This is a genomic window from Rhizobium viscosum (genome assembly GCF_014873945.1).
In the GTDB taxonomy this organism is placed as follows: domain Bacteria; phylum Pseudomonadota; class Alphaproteobacteria; order Rhizobiales; family Rhizobiaceae; genus Rhizobium; species Rhizobium viscosum.
The window spans coordinates 1,974,744-1,996,899 of record NZ_JADBEC010000001.1 but is presented as its reverse complement, the minus strand read 5'-3'; the positions used below and the strand labels follow the sequence as shown (position 1 = coordinate 1,996,899).

General features: G+C 57.6%; 20 protein-coding genes and 1 tRNA gene. 11 read left to right on the top strand and 10 right to left on the bottom strand.

Going from position 1 to position 22,156, the window contains the following annotated elements; all coding sequences use genetic code 11:
- Positions 1 to 13: 13 nt before the first annotated feature.
- Entirely contained in the window at positions 14 to 1,654 is a 1,641-nt protein-coding gene (locus tag H4W29_RS09940; RefSeq protein ID WP_192728773.1) for an ABC transporter substrate-binding protein, read from the bottom strand.
- Between the two features lie 44 nt (positions 1,655 to 1,698).
- Positions 1,699 to 2,757 carry a dipeptidase gene (locus tag H4W29_RS09935; protein ID WP_192728772.1) on the bottom strand — a complete coding sequence of 353 codons (1,059 nt, stop codon included), beginning with the start codon at positions 2,755 to 2,757 and terminating at the stop codon, positions 1,699 to 1,701.
- A gap of 206 nt (positions 2,758 to 2,963) precedes the next feature.
- Between H4W29_RS09935 and H4W29_RS09930 the strand changes: the two genes are divergently transcribed.
- Entirely contained in the window at positions 2,964 to 3,515 is a 552-nt protein-coding gene (locus H4W29_RS09930) for an NUDIX hydrolase (protein WP_192728771.1), read from the top strand.
- A 53-nt stretch (positions 3,516 to 3,568) separates the two neighbouring features.
- Here H4W29_RS09930 and H4W29_RS09925 read toward each other — a convergent pair whose 3' ends face one another.
- The 3 genes from H4W29_RS09925 to H4W29_RS09915 all read right to left on the bottom strand — a co-directional run bounded on the left by H4W29_RS09925 (position 3,569) and on the right by H4W29_RS09915 (position 7,165).
- Positions 3,569 to 4,594 (bottom strand): ABC transporter permease, encoded by a 1,026-nt coding sequence (locus H4W29_RS09925; protein ID WP_192728770.1) that lies wholly within the window; start codon positions 4,592 to 4,594, stop codon positions 3,569 to 3,571.
- A 30-nt stretch (positions 4,595 to 4,624) separates the two neighbouring features.
- A complete protein-coding gene (locus H4W29_RS09920; protein ID WP_192728769.1) occupies positions 4,625 to 6,166 on the bottom strand; it encodes a sugar ABC transporter ATP-binding protein in 1,542 nt (513 codons plus the stop codon).
- A 69-nt stretch (positions 6,167 to 6,235) separates the two neighbouring features.
- On the bottom strand, positions 6,236 to 7,165 hold the full coding sequence (locus H4W29_RS09915) for a sugar ABC transporter substrate-binding protein (RefSeq protein WP_192728768.1): 930 nt from the start codon (positions 7,163 to 7,165) through the stop codon (positions 6,236 to 6,238).
- Between the two features lie 382 nt (positions 7,166 to 7,547).
- Between H4W29_RS09915 and H4W29_RS09910 the strand changes: the two genes are divergently transcribed.
- Positions 7,548 to 8,051 carry a DUF1993 domain-containing protein gene (locus H4W29_RS09910; protein ID WP_192728767.1) on the top strand — a complete coding sequence of 168 codons (504 nt, stop codon included), beginning with the start codon at positions 7,548 to 7,550 and terminating at the stop codon, positions 8,049 to 8,051.
- Positions 8,052 to 8,057: 6 nt separating this feature from the next.
- On the opposite strand, the gene H4W29_RS09905 is transcribed toward H4W29_RS09910, so the two are convergent.
- The gene (locus H4W29_RS09905) at positions 8,058 to 9,602 is read right to left on the bottom strand and encodes an alkaline phosphatase family protein (RefSeq protein ID WP_192728766.1); all 1,545 of its coding nucleotides are present in this window, start codon (positions 9,600 to 9,602) and stop codon (positions 8,058 to 8,060) included.
- Positions 9,580 to 10,563 carry a UDP-glucose 4-epimerase GalE gene (gene galE / locus H4W29_RS09900; protein WP_192728765.1) on the bottom strand — a complete coding sequence of 328 codons (984 nt, stop codon included), beginning with the start codon at positions 10,561 to 10,563 and terminating at the stop codon, positions 9,580 to 9,582. The genes H4W29_RS09905 and galE overlap by 23 nt, the downstream gene beginning before the upstream one ends.
- A gap of 327 nt (positions 10,564 to 10,890) precedes the next feature.
- On the opposite strand from galE, the gene H4W29_RS09895 reads away from it, so the two are divergent.
- Entirely contained in the window at positions 10,891 to 11,535 is a 645-nt protein-coding gene (locus tag H4W29_RS09895; RefSeq protein WP_192728764.1) for a ThuA domain-containing protein, read from the top strand.
- Positions 11,536 to 11,625: 90 nt separating this feature from the next.
- Here the strand turns inward: H4W29_RS09895 and H4W29_RS09890 are convergent, their stop codons facing one another.
- Positions 11,626 to 11,880 (bottom strand): DUF2934 domain-containing protein, encoded by a 255-nt coding sequence (locus H4W29_RS09890; protein ID WP_192728763.1) that lies wholly within the window; start codon positions 11,878 to 11,880, stop codon positions 11,626 to 11,628.
- 177 nt (positions 11,881 to 12,057) lie between these two features.
- Complete coding sequence (locus tag H4W29_RS09885; RefSeq protein WP_192728762.1) at positions 12,058 to 13,587, bottom strand: MFS transporter; 1,530 nt, start codon at positions 13,585 to 13,587, stop codon at positions 12,058 to 12,060.
- Positions 13,588 to 13,751: 164 nt separating this feature from the next.
- On the opposite strand from H4W29_RS09885, the gene H4W29_RS09880 reads away from it, so the two are divergent.
- From H4W29_RS09880 to H4W29_RS09855, 6 genes are all read left to right on the top strand, one after another.
- Entirely contained in the window at positions 13,752 to 14,696 is a 945-nt protein-coding gene (locus H4W29_RS09880; protein ID WP_192728761.1) for a LysR family transcriptional regulator, read from the top strand.
- Positions 14,697 to 15,020: 324 nt separating this feature from the next.
- A complete protein-coding gene (locus H4W29_RS09875; RefSeq protein ID WP_192728760.1) occupies positions 15,021 to 15,248 on the top strand; it encodes a hypothetical protein in 228 nt (75 codons plus the stop codon).
- Positions 15,249 to 15,587: 339 nt separating this feature from the next.
- Positions 15,588 to 16,895 (top strand): PAN domain-containing protein, encoded by a 1,308-nt coding sequence (locus H4W29_RS09870; protein ID WP_246517152.1) that lies wholly within the window; start codon positions 15,588 to 15,590, stop codon positions 16,893 to 16,895.
- 9 nt (positions 16,896 to 16,904) lie between these two features.
- Positions 16,905 to 17,669 carry an LEM-3-like GIY-YIG domain-containing protein gene (locus tag H4W29_RS09865; RefSeq protein ID WP_192728759.1) on the top strand — a complete coding sequence of 255 codons (765 nt, stop codon included), beginning with the start codon at positions 16,905 to 16,907 and terminating at the stop codon, positions 17,667 to 17,669.
- 376 nt (positions 17,670 to 18,045) lie between these two features.
- Positions 18,046 to 19,587 carry a tetratricopeptide repeat protein gene (locus H4W29_RS09860; protein WP_192728758.1) on the top strand — a complete coding sequence of 514 codons (1,542 nt, stop codon included), beginning with the start codon at positions 18,046 to 18,048 and terminating at the stop codon, positions 19,585 to 19,587.
- Between the two features lie 240 nt (positions 19,588 to 19,827).
- Positions 19,828 to 21,015: a helix-turn-helix domain-containing protein gene (locus H4W29_RS09855; protein WP_376776556.1), complete on the top strand. Its 1,188-nt coding sequence runs from the start codon at positions 19,828 to 19,830 to the stop codon at positions 21,013 to 21,015.
- A gap of 37 nt (positions 21,016 to 21,052) precedes the next feature.
- On the opposite strand, the gene H4W29_RS09850 is transcribed toward H4W29_RS09855, so the two are convergent.
- Positions 21,053 to 21,142: transfer RNA gene (locus tag H4W29_RS09850), tRNA-Ser, on the bottom strand.
- A gap of 304 nt (positions 21,143 to 21,446) precedes the next feature.
- On the opposite strand from H4W29_RS09850, the gene rplU reads away from it, so the two are divergent.
- Together rplU and rpmA are read left to right on the top strand one after the other, a co-directional pair.
- Positions 21,447 to 21,764, top strand: a complete 318-nt coding sequence (rplU, locus tag H4W29_RS09845; RefSeq protein WP_007824851.1) for a 50S ribosomal protein L21 — start codon at positions 21,447 to 21,449, stop codon at positions 21,762 to 21,764.
- A gap of 34 nt (positions 21,765 to 21,798) precedes the next feature.
- Positions 21,799 to 22,068 carry a 50S ribosomal protein L27 gene (gene rpmA / locus H4W29_RS09840; protein ID WP_007824841.1) on the top strand — a complete coding sequence of 90 codons (270 nt, stop codon included), beginning with the start codon at positions 21,799 to 21,801 and terminating at the stop codon, positions 22,066 to 22,068.
- The last annotated feature ends 88 nt before the right edge of the window (positions 22,069 to 22,156 follow it).

Below are 22,156 nucleotides of genomic sequence, written 5' to 3'. Positions count from 1 at the left end.
CCTAGCCGGCTCATCACTTCGAGATCGGGCCTACATAGTTGGTGTCGAAGCTGGGACCCAGCTTGAAGTCCTTGAGGCTCTTGCGATAGCCGGCCACTTCGATCTGCTGGAAGATGATGACGAAGGGGCTGTTGGCCAGGAACTTCTTCTGAACATCCTCGTACATGGCTGCACGCTTGGCAGCGTCGCGTTCGAGCAGGGCAGCCTTCGTCACCTTGTCGAGTTCGGGTGCTTCCCAGGTATTGCGCCATGCGAGCGTCTTCACCGTACCGGCATCCGAATTGTCCGGGTTGGAGGTGAAGGTATCGGCGTTGGAGTTCGGGTCGAAATAGTCGGAGCCCCACTGGCCGATATACATGTCGTGCGTACGCGCGCGATATTTCGTCAGCGTCTGCTTGCCGTCGCCGGGGATGATTTCCATCTTGACGCCAGCCTGGGCAAGCGTCTGCTGCATGGATTCGGCAATGCCGGTGACCGGCTGCGTGTTGCGAACATCCATGGTGACCGAGAAACCGTCCGGCACGCCTGCCTTGGCGAGCAGTTCCTTCGCCTTGGCAACGTCGAGCTTGTAGGGGTTCTCGTTCAGCGCACCGAGCTGGCCGGTCGGCAGGAAGGTCTGGTGGATTTCGCCGATGCCCTTGATGAGGGTCGCGCCAATCGCGTCATAGTCGACGAGATACTTGAAGGCTTCCTGGACCTCAGGCTTCTTCAAGTTCTCGTTCTTGCTGTTGAGGCTGACGTAATAGACCGTGCTTTTCGGCGCGTTGGTGGTCGCCAGATCCGCATTCTTGGAAACGGCGTCGAGATCGCCGGGCTCCAGGTTGCGGGCGATATCGATATCGCCGGCCTCAAGCGCCAGGCGCTGAGCCGAGCTTTCCTTCATGTAGCGGTAGATGACGCGATTGAGCTTTGCCTTCTCGCCGTAATAATTGTCGTTGCGCTCCATGACGACGACTTCGTTGGCGCGCCACTCACGCAGTTTGTAAGCGCCGGAGCCGGCATAATTCGTCTTAAGCCAGTCATTGCCGAAATCATTGTCGTACTTGTGGTCGGCATCGACGGTGACCGGCTTCACATGGTCCATCACCAGCTTCTTGTCGACGACGGAAGCAACCGTTGCCGTCAGGCAGTTCAGCACGAAGCTCGGCGCATAGGCTTTGTCGACAGTAAAGGTGAAAGTGGTCGGGTCGACAGCCTTGGCCTTTTCGGTGACGTTGTCGCCAGTCAGGCCGAACTGGGTGAGAATGAAGGCCGGGCTCTTGTCGAGCTTCACGGCGCGCTCGAAGGACCAGGCAACGTCTTCGGCGGTGATCGGATTGCCGGAGGCAAACTTCAGATCCGGCTTCAGCTTGAAGGTGTAGGTCAGGCCGTCGTCGGAAACGGTCCAGCTGTCGGCGAGGTCGCCCTTGATCTTCGACGTGTCGTTCATGTCGAGACGAACGAGCAGGCTGTAGGTGTTGCTGGTGACCTCAGCCGTCGAAAGCTCGAAAGCCTCGCCCGGATCCATCGTGATGATGTCGTCGATGGCAAAACCTTCGACGAGCGTGTCCTTCGGTGTCTCTGCGAAGGCAGCGGGCGCTGCTACCATCAGGAGCGAAAGGGCAGCTCCTGCGGAAAGAAGGCGGAAGCTGCGGTTCAGTTTGGTAATCATCATGGTTTGTTCCCCTGTTTTGATTGATTACTAAGTATTATTTGGTCTCAGGCGTCCTCTTCCCTCCACGCCGAAGCCAGAATGCGAAGCCAGTTTTCGCTGGCCATTTTGGTCAAGTCCTCCGCACCATAGCCAGCTTGCCGGAGAGCGGCAATCAGCCTCTGGTTGCCCGAGGCATCGCCGATTTCCTCCGGAATGGTAGCACCGTCAAAGTCCGAGCCGAGCGCCACGCAATCGATCCCGGCGCGGTTCACGAGATAGTCGATGTGGCGGATCATGTCGGAAAGCGGCGTATCGGCATCGGAGCGGCCGTCCGGACGAAGCATCGCCGTCGCATAATTCAGGCCGACGAGGCCGCGACGCTCACGGATCGCGTCAAGCTGCCTGTCGGTGAGGTTGCGGGCGACCGGCGTCAGCGCATGGACGTTGGAATGGCTGGCGACGAGCGGCTGATCGCTCGTCTTCGCCACATCCCAGAAACCCTTCTCGGTGATATGGGCAAGGTCGATCAGGATGCCGAGGCGGTTGCACTCGCGCACCAGCGCGAAGCCGGCTTCCGTCAGACCCGGCGCCGTATCCGGCGAGCTCGGGAATGCAAAGGGCACGCCATGGCCGAAGATATTATGCCGGCTCCACACCGGGCCGAGCGAACGCAACCCGGCGGCATAAAAAACATCCAGAGCAGCGAGATCGGCGCCGATTGCTTCACAGCCCTCTATATGCATGACAGCGGCAAAAACGCCCGACGCCATCGCTTTGCGGATATCTTTCACCGTTCGGCAGAGCCGCCAGGCGCCGGCACGGTCGAGTCTGAGCGCGATCGCCGCCATCTCCGTGGCTATGGCAAGGGAGGGCAGCGGGTCGAGGGGAGCGGCAAGCGGCGTCGCGTAATGGCCGTTTACATCAGGATCGGCAAAAACGAGATCGCCCGATGGAACGTAAATGGCACAAAGGCCACCCGCCAGACCGCCAGCCTTTGACCTGATGGCATCTATATGGCCTGCCGTCGTACCGTTTGCGAATTCCGCGACCGGATCGCTTCCGTTTTTCGCATGGGACCAGAGTCGAAGGAGAACGTCGTTATGACCGTCGAATACGAGTTGCATCTGCTTTCCTGCACTGCCCGAACGGGCGGACCGAAGCGGCAACAATAGAAAAGCTGACAGAAAGCGCCACCTCTTTTTTCAAATGCGCAATCCGGAAACCATGCAGTTTTGCGATGCAAAAGATAACTTTGCAAATACCTTGGATGCCGCGGTCCGCAGGCTCGACCGCTGCGGAATGTCTTTTCTGCCTGATCTGAAAGAATCCCATGAGTGAGGAAATTTTCCAGGCGCTTATTCGACAATACCCGGATGCCAGGCTGACGGCGGCCGAACAGCCCTTACTGGAAGCCGATTTCGAGGCGCAGAAACACAAACACTTTTCCCGCCGGGCGCTGGGCGGAGCGATCGGCATTATTCACAATGCCAGAGGTCAAGTCGTCCTCGCGAAGAGAAGCGGCATGCACGCGGGCTGGTCTCTGCCGGGTGGAACGGTCGAAGAAGGCGAGGATTTTTCGGTCGCATTTCGCCGCGAGATATTAGAGGAGATTGGCGTGTCCCTGGATGGCGTAGATCTGATCGAACTCGAGCGGAAAAAGTTTATTTCACCGAAAGGCGAAACCTTCGACTTCCTGCTTGCCGTCTTCGAAGCGCGGATAGGTGAGGATGAACTGCCCGGACCGACGGATGACGCTCTCGCCGAGGGATTGGAAATCGATCTTTTCTATCCGGCCGACATTCCTCCTGAGATGATTCTGGGGGATCGCCAGAAACTCGCGCATCATCTGAAGATATCCGGAGCCCTGGATCCTTCGTTGTAATCGCAGCCATTCCAGATGAAACAATGAAGGGGGCCGAAGCCCCCTCTTCCGGTTCAGTGCTTGGTTCGTTTCTTCTGCCTGTAGACGTCGATGACGACGGCCGCGATGATGATGACGCCCTTGACGATTTCCTGGTAGTAGGCGTCGATCCTGAGAAAGGTGAAACCTGACGTCATGACGCCGAGGATCACGGTGCCGATGACGGTGCCGGTGATGCGCCCGACACCGCCGGTGAGCGAAGTGCCGCCGATGACGGTAGCGGCGATCGCGTCCAGTTCATATCCAACGCCCATGCTGGCCTGCGCTGTTTCAGCACGCGCTGCCGTAACGATACCGGCAAGGCCGGCAAGCAATCCCGCAATGACATAGACCTTGACGAGATGCGCTTCGATATTGATGCCGGAAACGCGCGCGGCCTGCGGGTTCGCGCCGATGGCATAGGTGAACTTGCCGTAACGGGTGTAGCGCAGCGCAATGTGGAAGATCAGTGCAACAACCAGGAAAACGACGACCGGCCACGCCTTCGTTCCGATGAAGTGGAATTGCTCGGTGATCCCGGAAACCGGCTGACCCTTCGTATACCACTTCGCCACGCCTCTCGCCGAAACGAACATGCCAAGCGTTGCGATGAACGGCGGTATCTTTGTGTAGGCGATGAGCGCACCGTTTACGAGACCGGCGGCCGACCCGATCAACAGGCCGATCATGATCGGCACGACAGCAGGCAGGTCGGTCAGTGAGGGGAAGACGGCTCGTCCCCAGGTGGAGGACTGGGCAAAGCTCGTTGCGATCATCGCCGTCATGCCGACGACCGAGCCCGACGAAAGATCGATGCCGCCCGTGATGATGACCTGGGTGACGCCGACCGCGATAATGCCGATGACGGAAACTTGCAGGATCATGATCGTCAGGCGCTGCGAGTTCAGAAGGAAGCTCTGGCCAATGAAGATCCAGCCGAGAATTTCATAGACGAGCGCAATGCCAACCAACACGAGGAAGATGCTGAGTTCGGGCGGTACGCGCCGCCGTCTCGGCCGGGTTGCGAGGGGTGCCGTGCCCTCTGCTGCCTTGATAGTCATGTCAAACCTCCCTTTGGCGATCGCGCGCAATCACTGCGCGGCGAGCTCCATCACCTTGATCTGCGTTGCTTCGTCGCGATTGAGAAAACCGGTGACGCGCCCCTCATGCATCACCATGATGCGGTCGCTCATGCCGAGAACCTCGGGCATCTCCGAAGAGATCATAATGATCGCCACGCCGTTTCGCGCCATTTCGGTAACTAGCCGATGGATTTCCGCCTTGGCTCCGACATCGATGCCGCGCGTCGGCTCATCGAGGATCAGGATCTTCGGATGAGTGAGCAGCCAGCGCCCAATCAGCACCTTCTGCTGATTGCCGCCCGAAAGATTCTCGACGCGCTCGTAAAGATTGGGCGTTTTCACGCGCAGCCTTTTTGCCATGTCTTCGCAGGTGGCCTCGATCGCGCCCTGCTGCACGAAACCGGCCTTGACATATCTGTCCTGCAGGACGGCGATCTGCATATTTTCGAGAATGTCGAGGATCAGCAGGCAGCCCGTGTCCTTCCGGTCCTCGGTCAGGAACGCCATCTGGTGGCGAATGGCTTCGGTCGGCGAGGAAATCGTCACCGGCTTGCCGAAAAGCTCGATCGAACCGGAGCTTGCCGGGGTTACCCCGAAAAGCGTTTCAGCGACATTCGACCGTCCGGAGCCGACGAGGCCGGCCACGCCGAGAATCTCGCCGGCCCTCACCTCGAAGGACACGTTGTGGAAGACCCGGTTGAGACAGAGATCCTTGACGGAGAGCACCACCTCGCCGATCGGCACTTCTTCTTTCGGAAACATCTGGGTGATCTCGCGCCCGACCATCATGCGAATGATGTCGTCGCGGGTGACCTCGATCGAGGCATGCGTGCCGATATAGCGGCCGTCGCGGAAGACGGAAAACTCATCGGCGATCTCGAAAAGCTCGTTCATCTTGTGAGTGATGTAGACGATGCCGATGCCCTGGGCTCTCAGATCGCGGATAATACGGAAAAGATGCTCGACTTCGCGCTCCGTCAGCGCCGAGGTCGGCTCGTCCATGATGAGGACGTCGGAATTATAGGAAACCGCCTTGGCGATCTCGACCATCTGCCGGTTTGCGACCGAGAGATAGCGGACCTCGATATCGGGATCGATCGCGATATTGAGCCGGTCAAACAGCTCTTCGGTCATGCGATGCATCACACCGTGATCGACAAAGCCGAAACGGTTCTTCGGTTCGCGGCGGATCCAGATATTCTCCGCAACAGTCATGAACGGCATCAGGTTCAGCTCCTGATGAATCATGGCGATCCCATTTTCGAGGGCATCAAGCGGAGATTTCAACCGGATTTCCACCCCTTTCAGCCGGATATCGCCCTTGTCGGGCGTATAGATGCCGGCGAGGATCTTCATCAGCGTCGACTTGCCGGCGCCGTTTTCACCCATCAGCGCGTGCACGGAGGCGCGCTTCAGCCGGAACTGCACGTCGTCGAGCGCCACGACGCCTGGAAATTCCTTGCGAACGCCCTCTGCGCTCAAGAGATATTCCGCATTCGGAACTGCACCGCTCGCGCGCACGGCGGCCATGGTTGACGGGCTGACGGCCATATCATCTCCTCCGGATACGGACAGGCTGAAAGGATGCGGGCAGAGCCCGCATCCTGCTTGGCGTTTGCCTCAGTTCTTGGCGACGAAGTCCTTGACGTTGGCGGGCGTAACAAGCTGGAAGGGGATGTAGACCTTCTTCTCGACCTTTTCGCCCTTGGCAATCTTGAGCGCCGTATCGAGCGCGCCCTTGCCCTGGCCGGCGGCGTCCTGGAACACGGTGACGTCAAGGTCACCCGCCTGCATTGCGGCAAGCGCATCCTGCGTGGCGTCGACACCGCCGATGACGACCTTGCTCATATCCTTGCCGGCCGCCTTCAGCGCCTGGATGGCGCCGATCGCCATTTCGTCATTGTTGGAGATCACGGCGTCGAACTCGATGCCGCTGGAGAGCCAGTTGGTCATCAGGTCGGCGCCCTGGGTGCGATCCCAGTTGGCCGTCTGCTCTTCCACAATCTCCAGTCCCTTGCATTCGTCCGTCTTGACGACGTCATGAACGTCCTGGGTGCGCATGCGCGCAGCCTGGTTGGAGAGCTCGCCCATGATGACGACGGCCTTGCCCTTGCCGCCCAGAATACGGCAGATTTCCTTGGTTTCCAGCGTGCCGGATTCCTGCTCGTTGGACGCCACGAAAGCCTGCTTGTCCGGCAGCGTGTCGACGTTGACCGGCTGACGGTTGACGTAAACCAGCGGAATACCGGCATCGGCAGCAAGCTTCGACATCGCCGTCGTCGCATCGGTATCGACAGGGTTGACGATGATCGCATCGACCTTGGAGGCGATGAAGTTCTGGATCTGGCTCTGCTGCTTGGAAACGTCGTTCTGCGCGTCTTCAACCTGCAGGGTGACGCCATTCAGCGTCTTTGCGTAATCAGTCATGCCGTTGCGCAGAACGGTCAGGAAGTTGTCGTCGAACTTGGCCATCGAAACGCCAACAGTTTCCGCGTGTGCGGCTGTCGACAGGACGAGCGCCATCGCAGTGCCCAGGATGAATTTTTTCATTGCATTTTCCTCCACAAAACGGTGCCCGGCTGCACCCTCCTCACGCCGGGGTCCCAGACCTCCGTCTGCAGACCTCAATCCGCGCCGCCTCTCCCGTGGCGCTCCGTTAAAACGGAACAAACAAACCGTAAAATTTGTTTCGCGGAATATTCATTCCATTTTATCGAAACGACGTCAAGTCTCTTTGCCGATTTCCGCTATCGCTGTGGAGTAGAAGGCATTCTGCCGAGGTGAATTGTGCATGATTGGCCTGTTGCAATCTGGCCATCATGGGCAAGGACCGTCACAGGTGCTTATTGCGAAAGCCGCAGAGATCCCCATCTACGCGGAGCCCAGCGGCCTGCGCACACAGCCCGTTTTTTAAGATTTGGAGAGAGGACCAATGTCCATTTCGATGTATCGCCTCACCGTGCCGATGTTCCAGCGCGGCATTGCCAGTCTGAAGACCTATCTCGACAAGGCGGAAGCCTATGCCGAGGAAAAGAAAATCGACCCCGCCATCCTCGTAAATGCACGCCTTGCTCCGGATATGCTGCCGCTTTCCGGCCAGTACCAGCGCGCCAGCGATAGCGCGAAATTCGCACTCGCCCGCCTGACAGCGACTGACGCGCCGAAATTCGAAGACAATGAAACGACGATCGCCGACCTGCGCGAGCGTATGGCCAAGACCGAAGCTTACCTTGCGAGCTTTTCTGCCGAAGCTCTTGATGGCAGCGATCTAAGGGAAATCACAGTTCCGGGCCGCAACGGCTCGGTCGTTCCCGGAATCGAATATGTCGCGCTCTTCGCATTGCCGAACTTTTACTTCCACGTGACGACGGCGCACGCCATCCTGCGCAACCAGGGTGCGCCTGTTGGCAAGAGGGATTTCCTCGGAAACTTCTGATCCCGATCAGGGCCGGTACAACACCGGCCCTTTTTCCGTCAGTTCGGTATAGGCAAGCGTCTGATCCAGATGCCGTGCCCTGAGCGACAGCAGCCGTTCGGCATAGTTGAGCCGCACCGAGGCATAGGCCGGATCGTCGGCAAGATTGCGCAGCTCCATCGGATCCTCGGAGAGATCGAAGAGCAGCGCCGGCAATGCGGCGAAATGCACGTATTTGAACCGTTCGTCGCGGATGACGGCAAGATTCAGCTCGTTCGACTGAAGGCCGAAATGCCGCTCCGCCTCGCCATGCGCGATATCCCGGAAATCGAATTCCCAGAAAGCCGCATCCCGCCAGCCCTGCGCCATGCCGCCATCGAGGAAAGGCGCAAGCGAGCGCCCATCGATGCCATTGGCAGGCCTGATGCCGAGCCGATCGCAGAGTGTCGGGAAAACATCGGCAGCACTGGTGAAATTCTCGACGATACCGCCGGCGGAAGCCGCACCAGGATCACGAATGACGAGAGGAATATGATAGCTGCCGTCGAAATAGCCGCCTTTGCCGAGCGTCCAGTGATCACCAGCCATCTCGGCATGATCGGACGTGAAGACGACGATCGTGTTGTCCCACTCGCCGGCATCCTTCAGGGCCTGCCAGATACGCCCGAGCTGGTCGTCTACCTCGGCGATCATCCCGTAGTAGATCGACCTGATGGCGTCGAAGTCTGCAGCGCTCCAGTCGCTGAGCGATCCTTCCGCTCCATGAATGAAGCTGCCCTTTCCAGTGCGCGGCATGGCGTAGGCGAGATAGGGATGGCCTTGCTGTTCCATCTCGCGGTCTGTCGCGCGTGCAAAAGCCGGGCCTTCGCCCGGCTTGAACATGCGGTTGAACGGTTTAGGTACAGAGAAGGGTGGATGCGGCCGCAGGAAGGAAATATGTGCGAACCAAGGCGCATCCTGCTCGCCCATCCAACGGATGAATTCCCCGGTCAGGAAAGCAGTCTGCGTCTCTTCGCGTAAATAGGCTGGCGCCGCATTCGAGATTTCTATCGCCGTTGCGCCCACCGGAATGTGAATATCGCGGCTGGTGGCATCCGTGCGGCCGCGCAAGCGCAGCCAGGAAAGCCATTGCCTCTCATGCTCCGGCAGAAGCTGGCGAACAGTGAAACCCGGTAGCACGCCTTCATAGGTCGTCAGATGCGGATCATTGGAATCCATTTCCCGCGGATCCGGCGCTGTGTCCGTATAGCCGAACAGCGTCGGATCGTAACCCGCCCGTCTTGCCGCCAGTGCCAGGTTGTCGAACCGCCGGTCGAGCGGCGAGCCGTTCCGGCAGACCCGGTGGTTCATCTGGTAGAGGCCAGTATAAAGTGTGGCGCGCGCCGGCGAACAGGGAGCCGCACCGGCATAATGCCGCCGGAAGAGCGTCCCGTCTTTCGCCAGAGCATCGACATTGGGTGTCCTGATGCAGGCGTGCCCCACAGAAGAGAGACAATCGCCGCGCCATTGATCCGCAGTGATGACGAGAACGTTGGGCCGTGACCCGCGTTCAGTGGTGATTTGATCTCGCATGCCAGTTCCAGGCTGACTGGATGATCTGCGAGAGATCATGCTGCGGCACCCAGCCGAGCACGTCGCGCGCCTTGTCGTTATTGGCGACCAGAGTGTGCGAATCGCCTTCACGGCGACCGATATACTCCACCGGGAAGGGCTTCCTGGAGACATCCTCGATGGCGCCGAGCAGCTCCTTCACCGTCGTGCCGGTGCCTGTGCCGAGATTGAGAGCAACGGATTCACCGCCATCAAGCAGATATTGGACGGCGCGCACATGCGCATCGGCGAGATCAAGAACGTGGATATAGTCGCGCACGCAGGTGCCGTCGCGCGTCTCATAGTCGCTGCCGAAGACCTTGAAGCCCTGGCGACGGCCGAGTGCTGCATCGATCGCCAGCGGGATCGCATGCGTTTCCGGCTGGTGCCATTCGCCGATGCGGCCCTCGAAATCGGCACCGGCGGCATTGAAATAGCGCAGCACGACGGAGCGAAGGCTCTTGTACTGGTCGTAATCGGCAAGCGCCTGCTCGACGATATATTTGGTGCGGCCATAGGGATTGATCGGCACCTGGCGGTGCGTCTCATCGAGCGGCACGCTCTGCGGCAGACCATAGGTCGCGCAGGTGGACGAGAAGACGAAGGCATTGATGCCCGCCGCCTGCGCCGCCGACAGCAGCGTCAATGTACCAACGACATTGTTCTCATAAAAAGAGACCGGATCCTTGACCGATTCGCCGACCTCGATCAGCGCCGCAAAATGCAGGATCGCCGACGGCTTATGCTTTGCCAGCACCTCATCGAGCCGGGCGCGATCACGAATATCGCCCTCTTCCGCCGGTCCCCATTTGACGAATTCGCGATGGCCGTTGGAAAAATTGTCGAAGACGACGGGCTTGTAGCCCTTGTTCGCCAGATCGAGACACGTATGCGAGCCAATATACCCAGCGCCGCCGACGACGAGTACCGTTTCACCTGCCATACATCTCACCTTTTGCAAGCCACAGATGCGCGGACCTTAGACAAGTTACGCGTCAGTAAAAAGTTATCTCGGTTACATATTTGCAAAAATAAGAAGATTAGAGATGTCTTGCACACGGAATGCGCTTTCGGCAGCGTGATCGGCTTGTCGGCCACATCGACGGCTTTTGCATCGAAGACATTCGTTATATCGCTGACGCCGTCGGAATGAGCGCCGCCATTTCGGCTCTTTCGTGGTCGAAGAGATCGGTCGACATCTGGCCGATCAGCCTTAGCGCTATAATGTTTATCGTCGATAAGCCTGCTGCATCTGTTTAAGGAAGAAAATATGAAAAAGGCGATCATCGTCTGGGGCGGCTGGCAGGGCCACGAGCCGGAGCCCTGCGCCAATATCGTTGGTGAATTGCTGCGCGAGGACGGCTTTGCAGTCGAGATCACCAATGACCTTGGCATCTTCGGCTCGCCGCTTCTCGCAAATGCCGATCTTCTGGTGCCGGTCATCACCGGCGAGAAGCTGGAAAAGCCGCACGCAGATGCCCTGGTCCAAGCCGTTCGCGGCGGTCTCGGCCTCGGGGGCCATCACGGCTGCCTTGCCACCTCCTTCAAGGAGAGCGCAGCCTTCCGCTATGTCTCCGGCGTCACCTGGGTTGCTCATCCCGGCAATATCATTGACTTCAAGGTTGCCGTAACGCGGCAGGACGATCCGCTGATGGAAGGCATTCCGGACTTCGACTACCGCTCGGAGCAGTATTATCTGCACTATGATCCCTCGGTCGAAATTCTCGCCACGACGACCTTCACCGGCCAGTACGATCCTGCAGCGCGCAATATCGCGATGCCCGTCGTCTTCAAGCGACATTTCGGCGAGGGTCGCGTCTTCTATTCCGCACTCGGCCATGTCGCTGCCGAATTCAGCCACCCCTACATGCCCCTCATTCTCCGGCGCGGTCTTAGCTGGGCCGCTCGCCAGTAATCGAGGGCAGGATCGGAATGAGCTGCGATGCTTGGCCGGCGGCTTCGATGATAGACAGAGCCAAGGAACGTTTGCGGTGCCGGCCTCAGCCTAGCGGGCCGCCTTGCGCCGGTTGTTCTGAACATCCTGCGTTTCAGCCTCGTCATAGGCCCGCATCAGGCGCCCGGCTGCCTTCAGCTTTTCGATGAGATCGCTCCCATCGGCGGAAGCCTTCGTGGCTTCGAGCTGTTCGAATTCCCTGAGCGCCTGTGCCCAGTGGTTTTCGCCCCGACCGTGCGGCCGGCCTTCTTCTTCCCAGATGGCATACGCCCGCTGGCTGACCCAATCATCCCGATTACGACTCATTGCAAAACCCCAGCCAGTAAAAACGCATACGCAATGCCAATGAGAATAAAAGTGCCAGCCTGGACTTTAGGAGTCGTTACTGCGGGATGTAATTTTGCAGGATAAATTGCTTGGAAAAGAGTAGTTTTTCAGTGGCTATAGTTAAAAGGGCGGAAACGTTCGTCCGCCCTGATATGTTCAAACAGCGATAGACTCTTCAGCCGCCTCCTCGGCTTCGCTGGTACCTCGTCCCATGAAGGTGAAAATGACGATTGCGGTCAGAATCGTGATGCCGGTCAGAAACCACAAAAGCAGGCCGAAGGCACTATTATAGGCATGGATGAGTTCCAGTTCTCCCATGCCGGAAAGAGCCTGGCCCGCACCGTTGAGATCCCCCGTCACCAGTCGCTGTGCCGCCACTGTCGCTTCATGGCTTGTTCCAAGATAGGACTGCGTCAGCGCAGAGAGGACTGCGCTCACGATGGCGAGCGCCACCCCTTCGCCGGCGACGCGGGTCGTACTGAAGATCCCGGTTGCCATGCCGGCGCGCTCCTTCGGCACGACACTGACGGCAAGCCCGTCCATGAGGCCCCAGGGCAGGCTGATGCCGATACCGATCGTCAGCAGCGGCGCGATCAGCGCCACATGGTCCGAACCGACGGGAATATGGGCCAGCCAGAAGAGACCGGCGGCCGAAATGACGAGACCGACACTGCAGATCGTTGCTGCCGGCAACCACCGGGTCAGCAGCCCGGCTGCGACCGGCAGGATGAGAAGCGGACCGGAAAGCGCGATCATCATCTGCCCGGCGGCAACCGCGCTCAAACGCTCGACGCCGACGAAGCGTACCGGCAGCAGGATCAGCAGGACGACGAAAGCATAAGCGGGAGCAGCCGCCAGAAGCTGCACACCGACAAAGCGAGGATAGCGGAAAAGCGTCAGGTCGAGCATCGGCCGCTTCACGCGGTACTCGATGAAGCAGAAAAGGGCCATCAGCAGCACCGAGCCGAGAATGAGCCCAAGCGTGAGAGCATCGCTCCAGCCGCTTTCCGGCGCCCGCAACACGCCAAAAGTAAAGAGCGACAGGGCGAGCGTGAAGCTGATCGCACCCGGCCAATCGAGCCCGCTTGCCTCGGGGTCGCGGGTTTCCGTCAGGAATATCGCCCCGAAAACGAAGGCGATGATAGCGAGGCCAACCACGAGTGCGAAAATCGCCCGCCAACCGAAGGCCTCGATCATCATGCCCGACGCCATCGGTCCGAACGCCAGGCCAATACCGAAACTTGCGCCAACGAGACTGAAGGCACGCATGCGTTCCTTTCCGTCAAACTCCTGCGCCAGCGATGCCATCCCGCCGGAAAAGGCCGCGGCCGAGCCGAAACCCTGAAGCGCGCGAAGGCTGTCGAACCAGATAATGTCAGGCGAAAAGGCAAACCCGCCGGAAAACAGGATGAAGGCGGCAAGGCCGCACAGGAAGATACGTTTGCGGCCATAGCTGTCTGCCAGCGCGCCGGCGGCCATTAGCGTACTGCCGAATGTCAGCATGAAGGCGTTGGTGACCCAGTTGTGGGCAATGGGGCTTCCGCCAAGTTCGGCACTGATCGCTGGCAAGGCGACAGCAGGCCCGGTAAAAGTGAGCGGCATAGCCGCAGCTGCCGAGCAGACGGCGATCAAGACGAAGATTTTCTCCGCTATACTTGTAGGTTTGGACTTGTGGGGAACGGTCATCGGATATCCGCTGGTTCGAGGGTGGGACGCGCTTGGGAGGTGCGCGGCGGCGCTGAAACGCCTGGACTTCGATTGCGGAAAGCAGCATAAATTGAGGATAATTCTTCGATAACCTATGGTTTGTTCCGCATATAAAGGAATAAATCGCTCGAATGGATCGGCACATGGACCAACCTCTGGGTGGCCTCACCGCATTCGTCAGAACGGCGGATCTTGGAAGTTTCGTCGCCGCCGGTCGGGCTCTCGGCCTTTCCGCCTCCGCTGTCGGCAAGGCTGTGACCGCGCTTGAACAACAGCTCGGCGTCCGCCTGTTCCAGCGCTCGACGCGGAGCTTGCGGCTGACGGAAGAAGGCCGCCTGTTCCACGAGCGCTGCCGGCGTATCCTTGATGACCTGGAAGACGCCCAGGCCTCGCTCGCTCAGGCTGTTGCGACCCCTCGCGGACGGCTGCGCGTCAGCGTGCCGCTGGTCAGCTACCATCTGATTCTGCCGATCCTGCCGGAATTCGTGAACCTCTACCCGGAGGTCGAACTGGATCTCGACTTCAACGACCGGATTGTCGATCTGATCGAGGAAGGCGTCGACGTTGCAATCCGCAGCGGAACCTTGCCCGACTCAAGGCTGATGTCGCGCGCACTCCGCCCGTTCCAGCTTTTGCTGTGTGCGGCGCCGGCCTATCTGGAAAAACACGGAACCCCGGATTGCCCTCGTGAACTCGAAGGCCATCGGAGCGTCCGGTTCCGCTTCCCCAATTCCGGAAAGCTGCAGCCCTGGCCGCTCAGCCTCACCGCGGACCATCCGGAAATCAGAACCCGTACCGTTCTGACCTGCAACAACATGGAAGCCCTTCGCGGCGCCACCATCAGCGGCATGGGCATCGGCTGCATGCCGGATTTCCTCGCCCGCGACCCGCTGGCCGACGGCAGGCTGCGCACCGTGCTGGACGCCCATATAGACGCCCCCGCCCAGTTCCACCTGCTCTGGCCCTCCAACCGCCACCTCTCGCCCAAGGTCCGAGTGCTCGTCGATTTCCTGAGCGAGAAGCTGTTCTCCGATCGCTGTGAGAGCTACGCAAAAGATACGGCAGCGCTACCTTCTCCGAGACATTGAACGCCGGCATCACCACCATCATGATGTTCTCGCCGAACCGGATATGCATCGGGCCGGAAATTCCGAGTCCAGATGACAGGCCTTCGAATACCTTCAGCGCATAGGATGCATAACTTGCATAGGATTTTTCATTGGTCGTGTGGGAAATGTCGGACGGCGACATGACAGGTATTGAATCTGACATTTCCTATAGAGCAGTGGAAAACTGCCTATGCATCTTATGCATCTTATGCATCCTATGCAGGCCCCGAAAACAAATGGGCCTTTCTCGCCGCTGACTTCTCCCGACGCCCTCTCAGCAATACAGGAAAGGCGAAAGGCTGGATGACGTGGCGAAAGTCCCCCTCTATCAGGAAAATTAGGATCGTTTCGCGCTGCGGCCAGAATATACTGAAAAGGCTGGCCGGCGGAGCGGCGGCCGATGCCTTCGGCTCGGCGATCGGCAAAGGGCTGCAGCCGGTTGCCGGCGGCATGGATATGGCGGCCGAACCTTTGCCACGCGTGCAGCAGATGCGTGATGATGCTGTCGCCAGCGATGGCGCCGATCAATGACTTCAGGCAAAGGGCAAGCCGCTACACGATTCCGATGTCGGCTAGGTCACGTGCTCACTTCTCCGCTTCGAGCTTGTTGTCGAACGACTTGCAGCGGGACTTCATACCGCGCCACGAACCCGTGCTTGCCATCGTCCTCTGAGTTTTTGGATTGTTGCCATGTGATCTCCAATCGCTATTGAAGATCACGCGTAGGATGCCCCTGGAGGGGTGCCAAGGATTATCCCGGCACAGACGTCGTCGATTAACCGCAATCCAGAATATGCAGCGTCGGGCCTGCAACAACCTTGTCAGGTTGAGGCGTATGTAGTTTGATAATCTCGGGCTGGGAGCTTGTTCATGCGTAAATTGCTTCGATCTGCCGTGGTGAGCGCTGCGCTATGTGGAACAACAATGACCAGTCCTGCCGCCGCGTCTGAGAAAGTCTTTGGTCCGTTTGTCGTGGATGACGCCAAGCCAGATGTCATAGTGATGAACGGCGATATCGACGTCGGCTCAGCACTCAACTTCCGGCGCGCTCTTCATGCAGCGCCAGGCGCTAAACTTGTTACCTTGAACAGCTCAGGCGGCGCCGTGCAAATGGGTTTGCTGATGGCAGACGACATTCGCGAGCGGAAGCTCGCAACCTACATCCCGAAAGACAGCGCATGCTTATCGGCATGTGCTTATATGTTTCTTGCGGGTGTCGAGCGGAAAGTCGACGGCAAGCTCGGCGTGCACCAGATATCGTCTGATGCTTCGGATCTTGTGGGAGCGCAGCTCACGATTTCCGACATCATTGACGTCCTCAACCGCTTCGATACTCCTGTGGACGTGTTGAGCGTCATGTTCAAGACGCCACCGAATGACATGCACGTCTTCACGCCAGAAGAGATTGAGCATTATAAGCTCAATCGAACTGGCGGTGAGCCAATGCCGTCCACGGCTGCCGGCACACCGGCAGCACCAGATTCGTCTTTGCCCGCCCCAGACGCGATGAGCGTGACGGGACCAACGACGCAGCGAGCGACATCGGATCAGCCGCACTCGACCGAAACAGCAGTAATCACTACACCGACGCCGCAGACACAAGCGAAACTCTCACCGATCGAAGAGTTCACAAAGCGTCCAAATCGGATCGCCATCTATACCGGCTTGGACCTCTTCGGCGACGACATTTCTTCGATCCGAACAAGCGACGCAGCCGAATGCGCCCAGAACTGTCTGGTCATGAACGGTCAATGCAAGGCCTTCACCTTCAACGCCAACCCAAAGATCACAAAAGGGCCGAACTGCTTCCTCAAATCCAGCGCGGGCCGGGCAGATGGAAATAGTATCGCCTTCTCAGGCCGATTCCTCAGCGGTGCCGACGCCGACCCGCCCACATTTGCTCTTGGAACGATCGACCCGCAGAGCGCACTCTTTCACGACGTTGACTTTCGAGGCGGTGATCTCTCCCCGCGCCCTCACAGCACCGCCAAGACGCCGATCGACTGTCGCCTCGCCTGCGTTGACGACAGTCGCTGCATGGCCTTCACCTACAATTACTCAAAGAAGCAGTGCTGGCTAAAAGGGTCGATTGGCACACCCATGCCAGGCAAGGGAATGGTCAGCGGGGTTAAGAAGTTTCAGAACTTTTCGCCGGCGAAGATCATCAGCTTGAACTGAGGGACAGCCTTGCGATTTTCTGAAGAAGTATGTGAGCGGCTCGGCTACTACGTCTATCGCCTTATCGATCCGCGGAACGGCGAGACGTTTTACGTCGGCAAAGGTCGTAACAATCGCGTATTCGATCATGCCGCCGGCGTCGCGGACTTAGCAGATGACGATAGCCAGACACTTGGATCGAAGCTCGATCGCATCCGGGCGATAAAGAATGCTGGACTTGAAGTGCTACATGTCATCCATCGTCATGAGATTCCTGAGGCAGCGATCTTTGAAGTCGAGGCTGCATTGATCGATGCCTATCCAGGCCTCACCAACATTCAGGGTGGTCACGCCAGCAGCGACCGCGGCCCCATGAACCATGTCGAGATCGTGGACAAATACAGCCTGCCGGCATTTCCTTCGAACCCTGAGCATCGCCTTGTCCTGATCAACATTAACAAGCTTGATAATAGGTTCGATCGTCGAGCAATCTACAATCTCGTCCGCTATTGCTGGAGAATTTCAAGGTCACGCGCTGAGAATGCTCAGTATGTGCTCGCTGTTGTCCGCGGCGTGGTTGTAGGAGCGTTTGAGGCCGAGAGGTGGATGGCCGCAACTGCCGACAACTTCCCTGACGTCCCTTATGCCGATGGCTCTGAGGCACATAGGCTCGGCTTTATCGGGCGGGATGCACCGAAAGAGATATGGGATCTCTACGTCGGCGCGAGAGGCAAACGGATAACGGCCCACGAACTCAAGCACGTGCAAAATCCTGTCCGGTTTTGGAATTGCTGAAAGAAATGTGGGATCACCCGGCGTTGAGCCAGCGCCGGGTGATTGACATGTTTGTTTCCCGCGCGTTCGGCCGTCGCTAGCTCACCATTCTGCATTGAAAATCAATCTCGACATACAACCTCGCGCGGATTATTCAATCCAAAATGCAATCTCCAACGATATCAGGAATTTTTATGTTTGAATCCATAACCGGCTGGGCAACCATTGTCTCCGCAATCTGCGCCGTGGTGGGGCTCCCTTACCTATTCATTCAGCGGCAGAGAAGAAAGAAAACCCATAATCTAATAACTGGAGGCTCACGCAACATCCAAATAGGGGGCACTGGAAATACAAAGAACATCATCGAAAGCGGCGATGATAACGAGCAGCGCGGCTAATGTTCGGGATTCGGTCTATAAATAAAATTATTGGCGGAAGTGGAAACATCCAAATATCTGGAAATGTTGAACGCATACAGATAGGGATCACTCCGGAAGAACATCTAAATGCAATCGAGAAAAGAACTGAAGAAATTAGAAATCAACAAATAGAGATACGCAATATTAGCGAGTCCTTACTTAAAGCCGAAGCGAACATTGCGAAACAGCAGATAGAATATCTGCAGAAACAAATTGATAATCTCAACGAGATAATTCGCGACCCTCAAAAATATCTAGAATACGTAGAAAATGCCCAGATACAGCTTGGGGCGTTACTCCACAATCTAGAAGAGAAGCGCATATCTGGAAATTTAGAAGAACTCAGGAGGGAAATTAAAGCCGGCTCCTTTGCAAGCGCTGAACGCTTAATTGAAGAAATTGGAAAATCCTCACACCTAAATTCAAGGCTGGAAGCCGAGATGGTTTCCGCTCGGGCCACTTTGGCGTTCTTAGATTTGCGGTTCGCCGAAGCTGAAACTCTATCGAGACGCGCGTTTTATCTCGAGCCCAGCATTAATACCTTAATCGGACTACTGGATCAGATCGAAATGAACGGCGACAGGGGGAAACTCCTTGCTACGTTTAACGAAGCGAAAGCTGCGTTGTCTGGGGATCTGGATCCCTACGTTATTGTCCGGCTTTTGGCTGTTGAGGCTTTGACCAACGCGGCGGCAGGCGAATTCGCGCATGCCAAACTCGTCGTAAAGACAGCCGAATCGGCAATCCGGAAACTGCCCGCAGTCGATAGTGATGCAGAAATACAACTTGCAGTATGCAAAGCGTCGATGGCCGCTGCTGAGGATAATCAATTAGCGGCTTTAAAGCACTTTAAGGCCGCTTTGAAGATTTTGCAGCAGAACAAAGATGAAGACGATCTTTTCATTACTAGGATTGAGGCAAACGTTGCCGCTTGTTTGGGCGAACTTGGACGCTTGCAAGAGGCTATTAATATCACGAAGGACTGCGTCGATAAATTACGGAAAGCTGGTGACGGCGGGAGGTATCATCTTGGCATACGCCTGAACAACCTTGGAGACTTCCTTGTTAGAAGCGAGAGGGAAGAAGAAGCACTTGATGTATTAAGAGAGTCTATAGATCTCGCTGAGAAAAACCTTCCCGCTAGGCATCCATCCCTCATCAGGCGGCAATTAAACCTGGCTTTATGTTTGAAACGATTAGGCCGCGCCGGATCCGCTATTAAAGAGCTTAAATCCATACAGGTAAATGAAGCGGCTTTAAATGAACTAGATCGGAGATCTCTCGTTAAAGCGAGCGACGCACTGTTCAGTTATTGCGCAGATACCGAGAGATGGGTCGATGCCCTGTCTGCTGCTTTATATATACAAAAAATTGGCGCCGAATATTTGGGAGATAAGGCGACCATTCAAGCCCTGCCGCATGCGATATCAGCGATAAGGAACGCAATAATCTCCGGCGATTTCAGCAAACTTAAGACACGGAAACAAAATATTCCTGCCCTGCTGCGTGGGAGACGGTAGCAAAGTGAGTGGACATCCGAGCCCGCATCCGGCTCAATAGATAGCAGTCAGAATATCTTGTAGTAGCAGAACGTGCCGCGAATGCGGCCCTTACCACACTTAGCAAGGGCATCTCATACCAAGAGAAATCAACAGATCGCGGTAATGCCTTGAGGCCCAAGGTTGCCCTTCCTGAGAGATGGGTGACAGTTCATTCCGGCTAGATGGGTTACACTTTCGGCCCTTTGCAAGGAGAGCAAGGTGCCTTGGAAGGAGTGTAACGTCATGGAAGAGCGGCTGAAGTTCATCGCCCGGCTGCTGGACGGCGAGAAGATGGCCGTGCTTTGCCGGGAGTTCGATATCTCGCGCAAGACGGGTTACAAGATCCTCACACGCTACAACGACAGCGGCCTGGAAGGGCTGACGGATCGATCGCGCCGGCCTTACCGCCATGCCAATCAGCTTCCGTTTCAAATCGAGAAGCTGATTGTGCGCCTGAAGCAGGACAAGCCGACTTGGGGTGCGCCGAAGATACGCGAACGGTTGGCCCGGCTGTACCCGGATGTGCACAGGCCGGCGATCTCGACGGTGCATGCGGTTCTCGACCGGCACGACATGGTCGAGCGCCGCAAGCGGCGACGCAACAAGGCGACGGGGACAGCGCTTTCCCACTCCTGTCGGCCCAACGAGCTGTGGTGTGCCGACTACAAGGGCGAGTTCATGCTCGCCGACCGGCGCTATTGCTATCCGCTGACGATCACCGACTTTGCCAGTCGCTATCTGATCGCCTGCGAAGCGCTCTCGACCACCAAGGAAGCCTATGCCTTCACCGTATTCGAAAGCGTATTCAAAGAGTTTGGCCTGCCCAACGCCATTCGCACCGACAACGGGGTTCCTTTCGCAAGCCCCAACGCGCTGTTCAACCTCAGCAAGCTGTCGGTCTGGTGGCTGCGCCTGGGCATCGACATCGAGCGCATCAAACCGGGCTGCCCGCAGCAGAACGGGCGCCATGAGCGCATGCACCTCACTCTGAAGCTGGAGACCACCAAGCCAGCCGCCGCCAACTTCCTTCAGCAGCAGGCAAAGTTCGACGACTTCATCGACTGCTTCAACAATGAGCGGCCGCACCAGGCGCTCGACATGCATTGCCCGGCCGAGTGCTACGCGGCGTCACCGCGCAGCTATACTGGCCTGCCTGACCTCGATTATCCGTTTCACGACAAGGCCGTCACCGTCACCACATGCGGACGCATCTGTTTCGACCGCAAGAAGATCAATCTCAGCCTCGTCTTTGCCGGTCAGACCGTCGGCATCAAACAGGTCGAGGACCATATCTGGCTGGCTAGCTTCATGGACTATGATTTGGGATACTTCGATGATGAGACATGCAGGCTCGAACCACTCCAAAACCCCTTCGGGCCAAAAGTGTTACCCATGTCTCCGGTATAAACCGTAACCTATGTGTCCAGAATGGACCGGTCCAAAATGGCGGAGAGGGTGGGATTTGAACCCACGATACCCTTGCAGGTATGCCGCATTTCGAGTGCGGTGCATTCGACCACTCTGCCACCTCTCCGCGGTCTTGGTCGGCGCTTGTTCGGCGCGGGCGTTCTCATAACGAGCAAATGACAGACTGGCAAGCCGAAATCTCAAGCTTTTCCATCCTTTTGCCTTGACACCTTTCTGTCACTCGCGTATCCCGCATCCGCAATAGGAGTGGAGTAATCCGCCCCTTGCCCGCCTCGCGCTCGCGCGGGGTTTCACCGGCAGACCAGAGTTCCGGGCTAGTTCCCTGAAATCCCTGCTTAACTTCGACTGATAAGAAGACAGCCACCTGCGATCCGCGGGGAGAGCTGGATCGAACATGAAAGGATAAAATAATGTTCGCAGTCATCAAGACCGGCGGTAAGCAGTACCGTGTGGCAGCCAATGACGTGCTGACCATCGAGAAGCTTGAAGCCTCCGCTGGCGACTCCATTGAATTCACCGAAGTCCTCGTGATCGGCGAAGGCGCCGACGCGGCGATCGGTGCGCCCTTCGTAGCCGGCGCCTCCGTCAAGGCGGAAGTCGTCGACCAGACCCGCGGCAAGAAGGTTATCGCCTTCAAGAAGCGTCGTCGTCAGAATTCGAAGCGTTCGCGCGGCCATCGCCAGCATCACACGGTTGTCCGCATCACGGACATCGTGGCCGCCAAGTAAGATCAACGGGTTTCAGGTTTAAAGGAGAACTCCAATGGCACATAAAAAAGCTGGCGGTTCCTCGCGTAACGGTCGCGATTCCGATTCCAAGCGCCTCGGCGTGAAGAAGTTCGGCGGCGAGAACGTCGTAGCCGGCAACATCATCGTTCGCCAGCGCGGTACGCAGTGGCATCCGGGCGCCAATGTCGGCCTCGGCAAGGATCACACTATTTTTGCGCTTACGGCTGGCAATGTGGACTACCGAACGAAGGCCAATGGTCGCGTGTACGTGTCTGTAATGCCGAAAGCGGAAGCAGCGGAATAAGCCGGTAGCGCTCTAAAACAGCCGGCGTCTCATCGACCCGGCTGACCGTACCAGGTTCAGTCCAGAAAACAGGGGAGATGGGGCGCCA

Coding starts and splice junctions, on each gene's coding strand:
- H4W29_RS09940 (WP_192728773.1), bottom strand. CDS start 1,654: ATGATGATTACCAAACTGAACCGCAGCTTCCGCCTTCTTTCCGCAGGA.
- H4W29_RS09935 (WP_192728772.1), bottom strand. CDS start 2,757: ATGCAACTCGTATTCGACGGTCATAACGACGTTCTCCTTCGACTCTGG.
- H4W29_RS09930 (WP_192728771.1), top strand. CDS start 2,964: ATGAGTGAGGAAATTTTCCAGGCGCTTATTCGACAATACCCGGATGCC.
- H4W29_RS09925 (WP_192728770.1), bottom strand. CDS start 4,594: ATGACTATCAAGGCAGCAGAGGGCACGGCACCCCTCGCAACCCGGCCG.
- H4W29_RS09920 (WP_192728769.1), bottom strand. CDS start 6,166: ATGGCCGTCAGCCCGTCAACCATGGCCGCCGTGCGCGCGAGCGGTGCA.
- H4W29_RS09915 (WP_192728768.1), bottom strand. CDS start 7,165: ATGAAAAAATTCATCCTGGGCACTGCGATGGCGCTCGTCCTGTCGACA.
- H4W29_RS09910 (WP_192728767.1), top strand. CDS start 7,548: ATGTCCATTTCGATGTATCGCCTCACCGTGCCGATGTTCCAGCGCGGC.
- H4W29_RS09905 (WP_192728766.1), bottom strand. CDS start 9,602: ATGCGAGATCAAATCACCACTGAACGCGGGTCACGGCCCAACGTTCTC.
- galE (WP_192728765.1), bottom strand. CDS start 10,563: ATGGCAGGTGAAACGGTACTCGTCGTCGGCGGCGCTGGGTATATTGGC.
- H4W29_RS09895 (WP_192728764.1), top strand. CDS start 10,891: ATGAAAAAGGCGATCATCGTCTGGGGCGGCTGGCAGGGCCACGAGCCG.
- H4W29_RS09890 (WP_192728763.1), bottom strand. CDS start 11,880: ATGAGTCGTAATCGGGATGATTGGGTCAGCCAGCGGGCGTATGCCATC.
- H4W29_RS09885 (WP_192728762.1), bottom strand. CDS start 13,587: ATGACCGTTCCCCACAAGTCCAAACCTACAAGTATAGCGGAGAAAATC.
- H4W29_RS09880 (WP_192728761.1), top strand. CDS start 13,752: ATGGACCAACCTCTGGGTGGCCTCACCGCATTCGTCAGAACGGCGGAT.
- H4W29_RS09875 (WP_192728760.1), top strand. CDS start 15,021: ATGACGTGGCGAAAGTCCCCCTCTATCAGGAAAATTAGGATCGTTTCG.
- H4W29_RS09870 (WP_246517152.1), top strand. CDS start 15,588: ATGCGTAAATTGCTTCGATCTGCCGTGGTGAGCGCTGCGCTATGTGGA.
- H4W29_RS09860 (WP_192728758.1), top strand. CDS start 18,046: ATGTTCGGGATTCGGTCTATAAATAAAATTATTGGCGGAAGTGGAAAC.
- rplU (WP_007824851.1), top strand. CDS start 21,447: ATGTTCGCAGTCATCAAGACCGGCGGTAAGCAGTACCGTGTGGCAGCC.
- rpmA (WP_007824841.1), top strand. CDS start 21,799: ATGGCACATAAAAAAGCTGGCGGTTCCTCGCGTAACGGTCGCGATTCC.